This is a genomic window from Desulfitobacterium sp. THU1 (genome assembly GCF_038181555.1).
Classification (GTDB): Bacteria; Bacillota; Desulfitobacteriia; order Desulfitobacteriales; family Desulfitobacteriaceae; genus Desulfitobacterium.
Genome location: NZ_JBBWUA010000002.1, coordinates 36,282 through 50,807 on the forward strand (window position 1 = coordinate 36,282; position 14,526 = coordinate 50,807).

Annotated in this window: 14 protein-coding genes; 1 reads left to right on the forward strand and 13 read right to left on the reverse strand. The window is 45.0% G+C overall.

The genetic code is table 11. The annotated features are described in order from the left end of the window. Positions 1-52: 52 nt before the first annotated feature. The 13 genes from tsf to AAC978_RS02510 form a co-directional block, all read right to left on the reverse strand. Complete coding sequence (gene tsf, locus AAC978_RS02450; RefSeq protein WP_341546389.1) at positions 53-706, reverse strand: translation elongation factor Ts; 654 nt, start codon at positions 704-706, stop codon at positions 53-55. Between the two features lie 160 nt (positions 707-866). Then, positions 867-1,604, reverse strand: a complete 738-nt coding sequence (gene rpsB / locus AAC978_RS02455) for a 30S ribosomal protein S2 (RefSeq protein ID WP_341546390.1) — start codon at positions 1,602-1,604, stop codon at positions 867-869. 153 nt (positions 1,605-1,757) lie between these two features. Beyond that, positions 1,758-2,201, reverse strand: a complete 444-nt coding sequence (locus tag AAC978_RS02460; protein ID WP_341546391.1) for a hypothetical protein — start codon at positions 2,199-2,201, stop codon at positions 1,758-1,760. Between the two features lie 32 nt (positions 2,202-2,233). Further along, on the reverse strand, positions 2,234-3,022 hold the full coding sequence (gene codY / locus AAC978_RS02465) for a GTP-sensing pleiotropic transcriptional regulator CodY (RefSeq protein WP_341546392.1): 789 nt from the start codon (positions 3,020-3,022) through the stop codon (positions 2,234-2,236). A 63-nt stretch (positions 3,023-3,085) separates the two neighbouring features. Next, complete coding sequence (hslU, locus tag AAC978_RS02470) at positions 3,086-4,462, reverse strand: ATP-dependent protease ATPase subunit HslU (protein ID WP_341546393.1); 1,377 nt, start codon at positions 4,460-4,462, stop codon at positions 3,086-3,088. A gap of 11 nt (positions 4,463-4,473) precedes the next feature. After that, positions 4,474-5,004, reverse strand: coding sequence for an ATP-dependent protease subunit HslV (gene hslV / locus AAC978_RS02475; RefSeq protein ID WP_341546394.1), 531 nt, complete (start codon positions 5,002-5,004; stop codon positions 4,474-4,476). Between the two features lie 99 nt (positions 5,005-5,103). Continuing rightward, the gene (gene xerA / locus AAC978_RS02480; protein ID WP_341546395.1) at positions 5,104-6,000 is read right to left on the reverse strand and encodes a site-specific tyrosine recombinase/integron integrase; all 897 of its coding nucleotides are present in this window, start codon (positions 5,998-6,000) and stop codon (positions 5,104-5,106) included. A 611-nt stretch (positions 6,001-6,611) separates the two neighbouring features. Beyond that, the gene (gene trmFO / locus AAC978_RS02485) at positions 6,612-7,925 is read right to left on the reverse strand and encodes a methylenetetrahydrofolate--tRNA-(uracil(54)-C(5))-methyltransferase (FADH(2)-oxidizing) TrmFO (RefSeq protein ID WP_341546396.1); all 1,314 of its coding nucleotides are present in this window, start codon (positions 7,923-7,925) and stop codon (positions 6,612-6,614) included. Position 7,926: 1 nt separating this feature from the next. Then, positions 7,927-10,017 (reverse strand): type I DNA topoisomerase, encoded by a 2,091-nt coding sequence (topA, locus tag AAC978_RS02490; RefSeq protein WP_341546397.1) that lies wholly within the window; start codon positions 10,015-10,017, stop codon positions 7,927-7,929. 144 nt (positions 10,018-10,161) lie between these two features. Continuing rightward, positions 10,162-11,265, reverse strand: coding sequence for a DNA-processing protein DprA (gene dprA / locus AAC978_RS02495; RefSeq protein ID WP_341546637.1), 1,104 nt, complete (start codon positions 11,263-11,265; stop codon positions 10,162-10,164). A 274-nt stretch (positions 11,266-11,539) separates the two neighbouring features. Next, entirely contained in the window at positions 11,540-12,100 is a 561-nt protein-coding gene (locus AAC978_RS02500) for a hypothetical protein (RefSeq protein WP_341546398.1), read from the reverse strand. 378 nt (positions 12,101-12,478) lie between these two features. Continuing rightward, the gene (locus AAC978_RS02505; protein WP_341546399.1) at positions 12,479-13,081 is read right to left on the reverse strand and encodes a DUF3786 domain-containing protein; all 603 of its coding nucleotides are present in this window, start codon (positions 13,079-13,081) and stop codon (positions 12,479-12,481) included. 127 nt (positions 13,082-13,208) lie between these two features. Next, on the reverse strand, positions 13,209-14,045 hold the full coding sequence (locus AAC978_RS02510) for a TIM barrel protein (RefSeq protein ID WP_341546400.1): 837 nt from the start codon (positions 14,043-14,045) through the stop codon (positions 13,209-13,211). A gap of 253 nt (positions 14,046-14,298) precedes the next feature. Between AAC978_RS02510 and AAC978_RS02515 the strand changes: the two genes are divergently transcribed. Further along, on the forward strand, positions 14,299-14,478 hold the full coding sequence (locus tag AAC978_RS02515) for a small, acid-soluble spore protein, alpha/beta type (protein WP_341546401.1): 180 nt from the start codon (positions 14,299-14,301) through the stop codon (positions 14,476-14,478). The last annotated feature ends 48 nt before the right edge of the window (positions 14,479-14,526 follow it).

Consider the following 14,526-nt stretch of genomic DNA (forward strand, 5'->3'; position numbering starts at 1 on the left):
CCTCTTCATTATCCTAAAAAGAGAACACCTAAGTGTCCTCTTTTTGCTTACCTTAGCGGTTCATTTCTTTCATAACTTCTGCTGCAAAATCCTCTTGACGCTTTTCGATGCCTTCGCCCATTTCATAACGGGTAAAGCGGCGAATGACAATACGCTCGCCAATTTTAGAAGTTTTCTCAAGAACAAGATCATTAATGGTCTTATCTGGATCTTTGACAAATTCTTGCTCCAATAAACATACTTCTTTGTAGTATTTGGAGATTCTTCCTTCAACCATTTTTTCAACAATCTTCTCTGGCTTGCCTTCATTCAAAGCTTGGGCTTTGAGAATATTTTTTTCATGCTCTAAAACATCGGCAGGTACCTCTTCTTTAGTAAGGTAAAGAGGTTTTGCTGCGGCAATATGCAAAGCAATATCTCTGGTAAACTGTTTAAAATCATCGGTATTAGCAACAAAGTCTGTTTCACAGTTGACTTCAAGCAAGACACCAATTCTTCCGCCACCATGAATATAGGCTTCAACAACACCTTCAGCTGCAATACGACCTTCTTTTTTCGCTGCTGCGGCGAGACCTTTTTCACGAAGGTAATCAATCGCCTTGTCCATATCGCCACCGACTTCATTAAGCGCCTTCTTACAATCCATCATTCCGGCTCCGGTCCGTTCACGGAGCTCCTTTACTTGAGCTGCACTGATTTCTGCCATGAATATAACCCTCCAAACAAATATATGTATTCCTCTAATAAATAGAATTCACGCTATTAAGCATCATACAAAAGGGACAGGATGAGCATCCGGGAAGCTTTAACCACCCCTTCTTCACCCTGCCCCTCTACTAATCTACCTTTGCCCGTATGGGGGATAATTATTCAGCAACGACTTCCTCAGCAGCCGCTTCAGCTTCTGCCGCTTCATCCATGCTTCCTTGTTGTCCCTCAATGATTGCATCAGCCATGCGACCGGTTAAAAGCTTCACTGCACGAATGGCATCATCATTCGCAGGAATGACTACGTCGATTTCGTCAGGATCGCAGTTCGTATCGACAATACCCACGATGGGGATATTCAGGCGATGAGCTTCTGCTACTGCAATCCGCTCTTTGCGAGGATCCACAATAAATAAGGCATCAGGAAGCTTCTTCATGTTCTTGATTCCGCCTAAGAAACGCTCAAGTTTCTCCATCTCATGACGAAGAGCAGCAACTTCTTTCTTGGGAAGAACATCAAAAACCCCTTCAGCTTCCATCTTCTCCAATTCACGAAGACGACTAACGCGCTTCTGAATGGTTTGGAAGTTGGTCATCATGCCGCCGAGCCAACGCTCATTGACATAATACATGCCACAACGTTCAGCTTCTTCCTTCACTGATTCTTGAGCTTGCTTCTTGGTGCCTACGAACAGAATCGTGCCACCATCAGCAGCCAAGTTCCGAACGTAATTGTAGGCTTCCTCTACCTTTCTTACGGTTTTTTGCAGGTCAATGATATAAATACCATTGCGCTCCGTAAAAATGTAACGAGCCATTTTAGGATTCCAACGACGAGTTTGATGACCGAAGTGAACACCGGCTTCTAGTAATTGCTTCATAGAAATTACAGCCATAGTGTTGCACCTCCTTTCTTGTTTTTTCCTCCGCAGGTTCATCTCTCCGCTTACCCGATCTCTCGGGAACATAAGCCTCAATCCCTCTGCGTGTGTTATAATTTCACACTGCGAATAGAATATCACAATTAGAACTTCATTGCAACAAAAAGCTTACGATAAGGAGAAGTTTGTCCGGATTTCGTTCTTTCTAATATACTGTTCCAAATCCATCATTAACTCCGGAAAGGGAAAGTAGAGGTCGGTTAGATAATAATCCTGGTTCTTAGTTTTGATCTGGACAATTTCCTTCCCTAGTTTGTTCGTAAAAAGCGCAATTCTTCGAATCTCTGTTGAAGAGAGACGGCGCTCTCCTCTCAGCGAGCTAAAAACTAACTGACTACCAGCGACGTGAAATTTCTTGCTCCGACCATAGATCCATATCGCGACAATCCCTACGGCAGTAATAATATAGACCCAGCGCAGGATATCAGTCTCCAAAGCAGATATCTTGAGACCATAATATAACATAGCAAATAGAATCGGAGCCATCGCGAGATAGAGCACACCCGGAATCACTAAAGGTTTCAATTGGTAGGAATACACTTGATCTTCCATAGCAATCACTCCACCCTTACGTCCGCACTTATTTACTTATTATGACTAATCTTGTCTAATTCCTCGAGGAGATGATCATTCAGGACCCGAATATAGGTACCTTTCATTCCTAAGGATTTAGATTCTATAACACCAGCTGATTCAAATTTACGAAGAGCGTTGACTATCACTGAACGGGTGATTCCCACACGATCAGCGATCTTGCTAGCAACCAATAAGCCATCGCCACCACCTAGTTCAGCAAAGATATGTTCAACCGCTTCTAATTCGGAATAGGATAAAGTCCCCACGGCAATCTGTACAGCAGCTTTCTTCCGCGCTTCTTCTTCTGCACGTTCTGCTTTATTACGAAGAATTTCCATCCCAACAACAGTTGCGCCATATTCAGCAAGGATTAAATCCCCTTCGCCAAAATCTTGATCAAACTTAGCTAGCACCAAAGTGCCAACTCGCTCACCGCCACCGAGAATAGGCACAATCGTCGTGATCTTATTGTTGAAATGACAGCGTTCCTTATCATTAAATACGCAACCATTGGCAACTTGAGCTGTGTTGGTGCGTGTTTCAGTTACCTTTAACAAACCTTCATTATAGCTTTCTGGGAAACGCTCGCTCTGAACGACGATTTCTTGCATTGTGTCACAGCCGAAGGCTTCCATAAAATGATAACTAAGAATCTTACCACGTCGACCGACAATATAGCAATTGGACTGAATAGACTCGCTCAGTACTTTGGCCATTTCGTCAAAATCCACATCATGGCCAGCAGCCTTTTGGATAAGTTTACTAATCGCTCTAGTTTTTTCTAATAAGTTTTTCACAAAAAAACCTCCTTTATTTTGGAACACTCTGTTTTGTTTTTACTTAATTCCGTTTCTCTAGCTTTAAAGGATATATCGTGAGAGATCTTGATTTCTTACGATATTTCCTAAACGATGCTGAACATATTCACGATTGATCGTGACTGTATAATCATCAGGGAGCTCTGAGGCCTCAAAGGATAATTCTTCAAGAACTCGCTCCATAATGGTATGAAGTCTCCTCGCCCCGATGTTCTCCGTATTTGAGTTTACTTCGTAAGCAACTTTTGCCAATTCGTCGATAGCATTCTCGGTAAATTCGACCTTTATTCCCTCTGTTTCCAGTAGTGCGCTGTATTGCTTGATGAGTGAGGATTGAGGCTCGGTGAGAATTCGCTTAAAATCCTCGACACTTAGGGACTCTAGTTCTACACGGATAGGAAACCGTCCTTGGAGCTCCGGAATAAGATCCGAGGGCTTTGCCACATGAAAGGCACCAGCGGCAATAAAGAGGATATGATCCGTCTTAACAGGGCCGTACTTAGTATTAATGGTCGAGCCCTCCACGATCGGTAGGATATCTCTTTGTACACCGCCTCTGGAAACATCCGGGCCTGAAGCTCCGTCTCTTCCAGCAATTTTATCGATTTCATCAAGGAAAACCATTCCTTCTTGCTCCGTACGACGAATAGCTTCTTGCACAGCTTCGTCTTGGTCGATGAGCTTTTGCGCTTCTTCTGTAGTTAAGATGCGACGAGCTTCTCTGACCGTAACTTTTCGTTTATGGCGTTTTTTGGGGAGCATTCCAGCCATCATATCTTGCAGATTGGAGTTCATCTCCATCCCCGTGCCCGAAAAATCAGGAAACAGAGGCTGATTGTCTTCGACCTCGACCTCGATAACCTGGTCCTCTAGTTCACCACGGCGCAAGCGTTCTCTCACAAAGCTGCGATCCCGCTCAATCTCAGGAGTCACTGTCTCTTCTTTTTCTTGATTCTGATTAAATAAAAATTGAAAGGGATTTGAGGTATTGGTTTCCGACCGTTTCCCCGGAACAAGCAAATGTTCCAGGCGTATCTCGGCAGACTTTGCTGCTTGAACCTCAACTTCTCCCATCTTTTCTGTTTTAACCATTCGCAAAGCAATTTCGACTAAATCACGAATGATGGACTCAACGTCCCTTCCAACATAGCCTACTTCAGTAAACTTGGTGGCTTCTACTTTAAGGAAAGGGGCACGTACTAACTTGGCGAGTCGCCTGGCAATCTCCGTCTTACCAACACCCGTAGGACCAATCATTAGAATATTCTTAGGTAGAACTTCCTCTTGCATGGCTTCCGGCAACAAAACCCTTCTGTACCGATTGCGCAGGGCGATGGCAACAGCCCGTTTCGCTTGATTCTGACCAACGATATAACGATCCAATTCACGGACAATTTCCCGTGGTGTAAGTTGTTCCATGGGTATCCTCCTTACAATTCTTCCACGATAATTTGGTCATTGGTAAAAACACAAATAGAGGAAGCGACCGCCATAGCTTCGCGGACAAGTTGACCCGGTTGAAGATCTGTGTTCTTAGCCAAGGCCCTTGCTGCTGCTAATGCGTAATTTCCACCGGAGCCTATCGCTGCTATTCCATCATCCGGTTCGATAACCTCACCTGAACCAGAAATCAAAAGCATACTTTGTTGATCGGCTACAATGAGCAGGGCTTCGAGGTTGCGAAGCGCCCTATCCATCCGCCAATCCTTGGCAAGCTCTACGGCTGCCCTTTGCAGGTTTCCTTGATATTCCTCAAGCTTGTGTTCAAACTTTTCAAAGAGAGTGAAAGCATCCGCAACAGAACCAGCAAACCCTGCAAGGACTTTACCGTGGAACAACCGGCGAACTTTCCTTGCGCTATGCTTCATGATGGTTGCTTGACCCATGGTAACTTGGCCATCTCCAGCCATTGCTACTTGCTCGCCCTTTTTTATGGCAACTATAGTGGTTGCATGGAACATCGGAAAACCTCCTTATATCGGCAGTTTACAGAATAATTACTTTAGTGTCAATAGAATTGTCTACAATTGCTGTCTTATTGAGAAAATTTAATAAGATGTTTATATTTTCTTGGCTCGGGGGTGACTTTGCTCATATACTTCCTGCAATCGCTCCTTGGTTAAATGGGTATAAATTTGGGTAGAGGAAAGCTTAGCATGACCTAGTAGTTCTTGAACACTGCGCAAATCTGCACCGCCGTCGAGCAAGTGGGTGGCAAAGGAATGGCGTAGCATATGAGGATGTAGATGCTGAGACAATCCGGACTCTAAAGCCAAGTGATCAAGTATGCGGCGAATGGAGCGAACAGAAAGCCGTGTGCCTTGGTAATTGAGGAGCAGTGCCTCCTGGCTATCTTCCCTCATCCCCAAGTAATTCCGTGTGGCCTCTATAGCATAGCGTGTAAGTGGAATAATTCTCTCTTTGTTGCCTTTTCCCCGCACCCGTAGAAGGAAACTCTCTGCTTCAATATCTTGGCGATTAAGTCCGGCTAGCTCGCTGACCCTTAAGCCGGATCCATAGAGAAGCTCTAAGATCACTTGGTCCCGTGCCCCAAGTAGTGTTGTGCAATCGGGTGCTTGGGTAAGGCGATTTAGCTCTTCTATAGAAAGAAAGTGCGGGAGTTTTCTACCTAATTTGGGTGTGGCAATCCTTTGGACTGGATTCTTCTGCAGGATACCTTCCCTGCAAAGGAATTTAAAAAAAGCTCTGAGGGCAGAAAGTTTACGAGCCATACTTTTTCTTTCCAGGCCTCGGTCTGTCATTTGGCCGAGAAAGCTACGGACGATATAAATGTCCACTTGATCCACAGTGAGTTGCTCTGGTTCTACGCTTAACTCAAGGGCAGCGAAATCAAAAAACTGAACGAGGTCGTTGTGGTAGGCGATGAGAGTGTGTTCAGAGCGATTTTGGGCTTTTAGTTGGCCGTCGAAAAGGCTGAGGGCGTGGTCGGCTTGCACTTGGCATTCCCTCCCATGATTTGTTCTGGCTATCTCTTGCGAACTATGGAATGGTATTCCTAAAAAGTCAGTTGGTCTCCAGGCTTTTGCTTTACGCGTTCACTCTGAAAGCTGCGCGCACCCGTTCTAACGCTCGAGCACTTCGCTCCGTCGGTACCTGCGCCGCTAAGTTTCCGTCTGTGGCGTCGCGGCTTGGGCGAAAGCCTCATCCGGCTTTCGTCCCGTCTAAATCGCCATCCCGAAAAGCGGGCGAGCTTTTCGCGAAGAACGGGTAGCTGCTCGCTTTGAAGCCGTTCTCTGCTGTAAATCAAAATCCTTGGGTATTTCTTATGAGTACCCTATGAGTAACCTTAAGAGTATCTTTAAGAGTGAGTAACCTTAAGAGTATCCTAGCGAGTAATCTTATCAGAACGGTAAGAGTTTTTGCTATGCTTATGGTGGAGTGTTCGAGTGTTTGCCTTAGCATTTCAGATATCCCAGTTCTCGTGATTGCCCCGACTACTATTATTACCGCAATTCCGGTATTTACATTACTCTCCGCTAAATAAGAGTAGACAGCCTAATCTAAAGTAGCCTTAGTCATAGAATAAATAAATCTAGGATCAATCTGCTTAACTCAGTCCCTCGGCGGCTTTGAACTCTTCGAGCTTCGCAAGGGCTCGTTCGGAGATTTTGGCGTTCTTTTCTTTTTTGGCTTTGATGCGTTTTTCGAGGGGAGGGATGAGTCCGTAGTTGATACTCATGGGTTGGAAGTTCACGCTGGGGGAGCCTTCTAAGTGGCGGGCGAGAGAGCCGAGGGCAGTTTCTTCGGGGAAAAGAAGGGTGGGTTGATTGTTGAGGCGACGTACGGCGTTGAGGCCTGCAACTAAGCCGCTGGCTATGGATTCTACGTAACCTTCGACACCGGTGATTTGACCGGCAAAGAATAAGTTGGGTGATTGTCGGAGGCTGTAGTCTGCTTTTAATATCTTGGGGGCGTTTAAGAACGTATTGCGATGCATGACGCCGTAGCGTACGAATTCGGCCTGTTCCAGTCCCGGGATAAGACGAAATACTCGCTGTTGCTCACCCCATTTGAGATGAGTTTGAAATCCTACAAGATTAAAGAGGGTGCCTTCTCTGTTTTCCTTGCGAAGCTGAACGACAGCATAGGAACGCTTTCCAGTGCGGGCATCAATAAGGCCTACGGGCTTTAGAGGGCCAAAGGTTAAGGTCTGCTCCCCACGGGAGGCCATGACTTCGACGGGCATACAGCCTTCAAAAATCTTACTTTTTTCAAAACCTTTAACTTCCGCGGTCTCAGCTTCAATCAGCTCATTGTAGAAGTTTTTATACTCTTCTTCGGTCATGGGACAATTTAAATAATCTGGGTCCCCTTTGTCATAGCGGGAGGCCCAGAAAGCTTTGTCCATATTGATTGACTCTAAAGTGACGATAGGCGCAGCGGCGTCATAAAAACTCAGCGCATCTTCGCCGGTCACCTTCTGAATTTCTAGCGCTAACTCATCAGAGGTCAAGGGTCCCGTTGCGACTATGGCAACCTCTGATTGGGGAAGCTCTTTAACCTCTTCTCTGCGAACATGAATCAAGGGATGCTCTTCAAGAAGCTTTGTTATCGATACGGAAAACTTCTCGCGATCGACGGCCAAAGCGCCTCCGGCCGGTACTGCGACCTGGTCTGCCACTCGCATCAGCAAAGAATCCAAGCGGCGCATTTCTTCTTTGAGCAGTCCGGCGGCATTCTCTAATCCTGCACCTTTAAGGGAGTTGCTGCAGACCAATTCAGCGAAACTATCCGTATGATGGGCCGGCGTCATCTTCACCGGCCTCATCTCATAAAGTTCTACTTCTATTCCCTGGCGTGCGATCTGCCAAGCTGCTTCCGCACCGGCCAGACCCGCTCCGATTACTTTAATAGATGGCATATTATTCTGCTTGCTCCTCTACTTGCCTGTCATAGCGGCATTCCGTATTCGTGCAGGCGTATCTTTTTCCTTGCTTGGATGTCTTAACAACCATTAAACCTCCACATTTGGGGCAGGGTTCAGAAGCCGGTAATTCCCAAGAAACAAACTCACACTCAGGGTAGGAACTACATCCGTAGAACTTTCTACCTTTTTTGCTGCGCCTAATCACTAAAGGATTGCCGCAGTTAGGACATTTTGTTCCGACCTCTTCCAAAAGCGGCTTCGTATTCCGACATTCCGGAAAGCCAGGGCAAGCCAGAAACTTGCCATAGCGGCCCATTTTAATGACCATATTGCGGCCGCAATTTTCACATATTTCATCAGAAACCTTGTCTTCGATCTGCACTTTATCCATGCGCTGTTCGGCTTCTTCTAAGGACACCGCGAAGGGGCCGTAAAAGTCCCGAATAACATTTTTCCAAGGCAAAGTCCCTTCCTCAATATCATCCAGCTTCATTTCCAGATTCGCAGTGAATTCTAGATCAACGATTTCCGGAAAATACTCTTTTAAAATAGTAACGATAATGTCCCCTAATTCAGTAGGAGAAAGCTGCTTCCCTTCCTTGGCCACGTAGCCTCTAGATAGTATAGTTTCAATAGTTGGAGCATAGGTACTGGGACGACCAATTCCCTCTTCCTCCATCTTGCGCACCAGTGAGGCCTCCGTATATTTCGGTGGCGGTTCAGTGAAATGTTGCTTCTCCTGTAAGTTAACAACACTAAGCATTTCGTTTGCTTGAATATTGGCTGAGAGAGCTCCTTCCTGCTGTTCTTCATTCTCATCTTGCGCTTCTTCATACACGGCGAGATATCCCTGAAAACGTACCGTGGAAGCATTCGCACGAAATAGATATCCTCCTGCCTCTACTTCAACAGTGAGGGTATCGACTAGCGCAGCACTCATTTGACTTGCTAGGAAACGCTCCCATACCAAACGATAAAGACGAAGCTGATCTCTTGACAAAAATTCCTTCAAGGAATCTGGAGTTCTCAATACAGAAGTGGGGCGAATAGCCTCATGAGCTTCTTGAGCTCGGCCCTTACTTTTAAACTGTCGAGGTTCCGGTGGATAATAATCTGCACTATACTGATCGAGAATAAACTCCTTCGCTTCCTCTTGAGCTATCTCGGAGATTCTAACAGAGTCAGTACGCATATAGGTAATCAAACCAATACTCCCAGACTTGCCTAACTCAATCCCCTCGTATAGTTGTTGGGCAAGCATCATGGTCCGCTTAGGCGACATATTGAGCTTACGATGAGCTTCCTGCTGTAAGCTACTCGTTATAAAGGGGGGTGAGGGCTGTTTTTTCTTTTCCTTCGTCCGCACTTCTTGCACTTGGAAGGATTGACTCTCTAAATCTTCGAGAACTTTCTTCATTTCTTCTTCCGAGGCAATGGTTATCTTCTGATTCTGCTTTTTGACCAGCTTTGCGGAGAATACCCCTCCCGCACTAGCCAAGGAAGCTGTCAGGCTCCAATACTCCTCGGGAATAAAGTTCGTGATTTCTTCCTCGCGATCGCAGACAAGTCGAACAGCCACCGATTGAACCCGTCCGGCACTAAGCCCCTTTTTCACTTTTCTCCAAAGTAGAGGGCTCAATTGATACCCCACCAAACGATCCAAAACACGACGTGCTTGTTGGGCATCCACCCTGCTGGAATCGATTTGCCGAGGTTGCTTAATTGCTGCTGTAATTGCCGGTTTTGTAATCTCATGGAACTCAATACGGCACTTCTCTGTCAGATCTAGGCCGAGTAGATGTCCCAAATGCCAAGCAATCGCCTCTCCCTCACGGTCAGGGTCAGAGGCCAAAAGGACCCTACTAGCATTTTTGGCGGCTGCCCGAAGCTCCTTAATGAGATCTCCTCGACCACGGATAGCAATATATTTGGGTTCAAAGTCATTATCGACATCAACCCCCATTTGGCTTTTCGGCAAATCCCGCAAATGTCCCATGGATGCTTTAACTGTATAGTTACTGCTCAAAAATTTACTAATAGATTTGGCCTTAGCCGGAGATTCCACGATTACAAGTGTTTTAGCCATACATCACCTCAAGATATAATCACAGATATAACGAATTATACAATTCATATCACAAGCACAGCTTTAAATCAACTGAAATGCTCTTGGTGTGTAGCTGTCACACCCTCAAACTAGCCTAATATTATCTTCTTTTTCTTAGTATGTCTAGCTCTTATAAGCTAATACATAAAGCTGGCCAGGGAGTTGCTCTATTCTCCCCGCTAGTTGGAGTTCAAGCAGCACTAAAGGAATTAGTTCCGGAGCAATCTTTGCATTCAACGTGATTTGATCGATATGACACGGTAGGTCGCTCAGCATTTCTAGAACTTTTTCTTGCTCACTGCTTAATTGTGGTTTTTTCTTGTCTTGCCCATTATTTGTCGACATGATACTATTTGTTTCTTTAGGGGTACTAGAGCCTCTCCCCTCGGTAAAGGCGGGAATTTCCGAGCAAATATCTTGAAAGCCTTCGATCAACTTGGCGCCTTGTCGGATAAGATGGTTGGGTCCTCTGCTCATCTGACTAAATATAGGTCCAGGTACTGCGAATACTTCGCGACCCTGCTCCAAAGCAAAATCTACTGTAATTAATGCTCCGCTTTTCAGTGCTGCTTCAACGACGACAACTCCACGTGACATGCCACTAATCAATCGATTACGTGCAGGGAAAAACTGGGGCTCAGGAGGAGTCTCCGGAGCAAACTCACTCCAAAGCAAACCCTGATTTGCCATGATCTCTTCGGAGAGCTTTTGATTTTCTGGCGGATACATGAAACTAAGACCACATCCCATAACCGCCCAAGTTATTCCCTGCCCAGCCAATGCTCCGCGATGAGCAGCTGTATCAATACCTCTAGCTAGACCGCTAACCACGACAATCCTTTCCTCGGCAATTTCTTTGGCAAGAGCCTCAGCTGCAGCTCTTCCGTAGGGTGTAGCCTTGCGTGCTCCGACAATTGCTAGAGATTCCTTGCTGGGAGAGAGTTGACCTTTATAATAAAGAAGTGGTGGGGCATCCGCTAGCTGGCGTAATAATTCTGGATAACCATCCTCTTCCGGAATGACTATATTAATTCCTTGAGCATGAAGTCGCTCTTCAACTTCACTAGAATCCAACTCCTTAAGTTTTTGGCTAATCTGTAGTAGCCAGGGGTCTTCAGTAGATCCCGGCTCTTCTACTAAATGATGCCAAGCAGTGCAAGCATTACCGAACCGAGCAATAAGTCGACGCAGTTTACCGCTACCAATGCCTTGTATTGAGTGGATCATTGCGCGAATCTGCTTTTCCTCAGCAAGAGCATTTTGGGAAAGGCCATTATCTCTATCTTTCTCAATATTCTTCACCAAAGCATTCCTCCTCGTCGTCCATCATTTCGCGACATTGGAGGAATTTTCCTGCGTAGCTTCACGGAAATCTCCTAATCAATTATTCATTTCCCAAAAATATGTAATATAAACTCACAACAAACGAGTGCCGCACCATCTCTTTAGATCGTGCGGCACTCGTTTGTTGTCTGCGAATTCTTAAGTTAGTGTATCAAAATTATTTCGCAGCTTTAGCAGCGTCAACAATAGCTTTAACATAACCAGCAGTATCAGCTAAGGTAGAACCACTTACTGTGTCAACAGGCATTTTCTCTGCAGGAGTAGAGGTGAGAACACCTTCTAATTCAGCGATGGTTTTTCCTTCGCAGAACTCTACTATGGCATTAAAGTTATCAGCATAAGCAACTGTAGATCCAGCTTTTTCTTTCATGTTGTTACTGTAGTACTCACTGTTGACCATTTTGGAAGCCAGTACTTGAGCAGGATCTTTGTAGTTCTTAGCGGCAAGACCTTCGCTATTAGCAAGACCTGTAGCCTTATCAGCAGGCATGAATTGGTATTCGTCAAGGGAAACCCCTACGATTTTATCACCTTGAACAGCAACAACAGCAATAGTTACAGCATTAGTACCATGAGCAGCAGCATCTACGCGGCCCATTTTAATAGGCTCAACAGCGGCTGGAGGGTTAGTAGAGCCAGTTGCCGGAGTTTGGCTGGAACAACCTGCGAGTCCGACTAATAAACCTAAAGAAAGTACAACACCCAAAACTTTTTTCATTACTTTTCCTCCCTATACTTGTGGACAGATTTATATTTTTTAGCTTAATAGCTAAAACTTGACTATTGAACAAGCTTAACTGCTTTGACCCGTGAAAAAACTCATTATTACTTGATCAGTTTGCATGATCCAATTATTGCATATGCAACAATTGTCATCGACAAGTATTCAGCCAAAAAACGGCTTGCCTGGCATAATTGTGTGCCCTCGCAAGTACGTCGTAAGGACGATCTGTCTTCTTACATTTTGCATTATAAAGACTGTATTCCTCTGAGTCAACACTATTTTTCGATAAAAATATTAAAATGCTCTCATTCTTCGACATGATTTTCCAAAGTTGTTAGATTTGTTCATCAACGCATTAAGGAGTCACCAAAGCTAAACCGTGGCTAAGTTTCGCAAGGCAAAAACTAACGCGCTTGCTAGAACAGCATAATCTTCAGTAGGCAGAATCGATCCGGCTGATCGATCAAAGAGAATATTACCTGAGGCCGGGAACTCTTCATCCCCTTCCCATAGGACTAAAGTGATGGGAACTTTAGGAAACACTTCAACAGAGACTGCAGCGTCTCCCAAAGAGACAGGCACTCCGCCTATTTTACACGCAGTTTCCACTAAGCTTTGAGGATTGTGACCAAAGAACTTGACTAAGGGATTAATGGCTCGGTTGGCAAAGGGCTGACTATAGATACTTCCACCCGGAAGCTCCTTGAAGGTTATAAACTGGCCTGTTTGCATGGCAAGGGAGCGATTTGCTAAATAATGAAGAATAAGGATTTGAAGTGGTAGAGATATTTCTCCATCGCTTGTCGTGTCTTTGAAAAACTGACCTGATGGATAGTCTACAGAGAATTTCTGGCCAAGGAATTCGATATTAATCCTGTTTCCATCGATTGGATAACCTGAGTACTCCGCTATATCGTCAAATGTCGTTTCGCGGAGTTTGGCTAGAGCAATATCATGGGCAGCCGAGTAATTCATTCCCTTTTCCTCCCTTGACGCTCATTTGTCTTTTCTTATGGCACCCTAGAGCGTTAATTTATTATTAACTCTCTAATTCTTGCACTCCTTACGTTTTTCCTTCTAAAATATTTAGGCGATTTCTATTCTACCTGTCACGCAGGCTACGATAGGTCCTTTGCATTAGTAAAGCATCGACTTCAAGGTTGGGGCTTTCACAAATCACTAAGCCTTCAACCCCGAAGGTGTGCAGTGCTTTCATCAATTCCGGATAACGGAGATCGGCATCAGCCAAAACCAAATGCTTCTTTTCGCCCTTTAGTCCGTAATCTATACCTGAAACATGAAAATGCGCATTCTTCACCCATAGATCTCCAAGAGTTTGAGCGGATTCTTCGAGAACCTGGCAAAACTCATCGTAAGTATTAATCTGTCCATTACTGCGTGCATGAAGATGACTGATATCAATACAAGGGAGCACTCCGGGCACCTCTTGGGCTAAAATTAAAACCTCGCGAAGGGTACCGAGCTGTGATGGTTTTCCTGTGGTCTCCGGTCTTAATATGATATCATTACCCTCCGCATCCAGAATCTCACGAACTTTCATGAGTTCCCCTGCGGTTCGCTCTAACACTACCTGGGGCTCATCGTCATGGTAAAAAGCCGGATGGAAAACCACACTTCTTACCCCAAGTATTTTGCTGATTCGTGCACTATGCAATAGGCGTTCACGGCTAGCAGTTACTTTTTCTGGTTCTCGAGAATTGAAGTTGATCCAGTATGGACCATGGCAGCTTAAAGCAACATGTTCTGCAATCGCTATGCTGGCAATTTTGCGAGCCTTTTCCTCCTTCATCCGGACACCTTGCACGAACTCTATTTCCATGGCATCCAGTTCAAGCTCACGGATTCTCTTGACCCCGGCTTCCGTCGACCGCTCTGGGCACGATATCGGAACGCCGGCAGTACCAAATAACAACGGCAAATAAATCCCTCCCTCATTAGTCTCCCGTGAGAAATCTCCGTTAGAATTGACTTAGACTTTTTCCCAGAATACCATGTTTTAACCAATACAACCAATTTTTGTAGCCCTAGCCTCTGCAATATATCTATACTGTTGATGATTATATTGAAACAATCTTTTACTTCACATAAAAAAAGGGCTGGTGACACAAACTAGAATCACTTGCTGAAGTGCAAGACATCTTCGTTTGCCTGAAATGAAAGGAGGAATCTAGATGTCCAGACGCCGCAGTACTATGTCTGATAACCTCAAACAACAAATCGCGCAAGAGCTTGGTTTTTCGGACACCTTAAAACAAGAAGGATTCAGCGGAGTTTCATCCAAGGATTGTGGAAATATGGTAAAGAAAGCGATTGAGATTGCTGAACGCAATATGTCTGGTCGTATGTCCTGATGTATAGAAAGTAACTCAAAGGGATTAACTCACATTATAGAGTTAATC

Excerpts from the sequence above, each read along its gene's own strand:
- tsf (WP_341546389.1), bottom strand. The coding sequence starts at position 706 with ATGGCAGAAATCAGTGCAGCTCAAGTAAAGGAGCTCCGTGAACGGACC.
- rpsB (WP_341546390.1), bottom strand. The coding sequence starts at position 1,604 with ATGGCTGTAATTTCTATGAAGCAATTACTAGAAGCCGGTGTTCACTTC.
- AAC978_RS02460 (WP_341546391.1), bottom strand. The coding sequence starts at position 2,201 with ATGGAAGATCAAGTGTATTCCTACCAATTGAAACCTTTAGTGATTCCG.
- hslU (WP_341546393.1), bottom strand. The coding sequence starts at position 4,462 with ATGGAACAACTTACACCACGGGAAATTGTCCGTGAATTGGATCGTTAT.
- hslV (WP_341546394.1), bottom strand. The coding sequence starts at position 5,004 with ATGTTCCATGCAACCACTATAGTTGCCATAAAAAAGGGCGAGCAAGTA.
- trmFO (WP_341546396.1), bottom strand. The coding sequence starts at position 7,925 with ATGCCATCTATTAAAGTAATCGGAGCGGGTCTGGCCGGTGCGGAAGCA.
- topA (WP_341546397.1), bottom strand. The coding sequence starts at position 10,017 with ATGGCTAAAACACTTGTAATCGTGGAATCTCCGGCTAAGGCCAAATCT.
- dprA (WP_341546637.1), bottom strand. The coding sequence starts at position 11,265 with ATGATCCACTCAATACAAGGCATTGGTAGCGGTAAACTGCGTCGACTT.
- AAC978_RS02500 (WP_341546398.1), bottom strand. The coding sequence starts at position 12,100 with ATGAAAAAAGTTTTGGGTGTTGTACTTTCTTTAGGTTTATTAGTCGGA.
- AAC978_RS02505 (WP_341546399.1), bottom strand. The coding sequence starts at position 13,081 with ATGAATTACTCGGCTGCCCATGATATTGCTCTAGCCAAACTCCGCGAA.
- AAC978_RS02515 (WP_341546401.1), top strand. The coding sequence starts at position 14,299 with ATGTCCAGACGCCGCAGTACTATGTCTGATAACCTCAAACAACAAATC.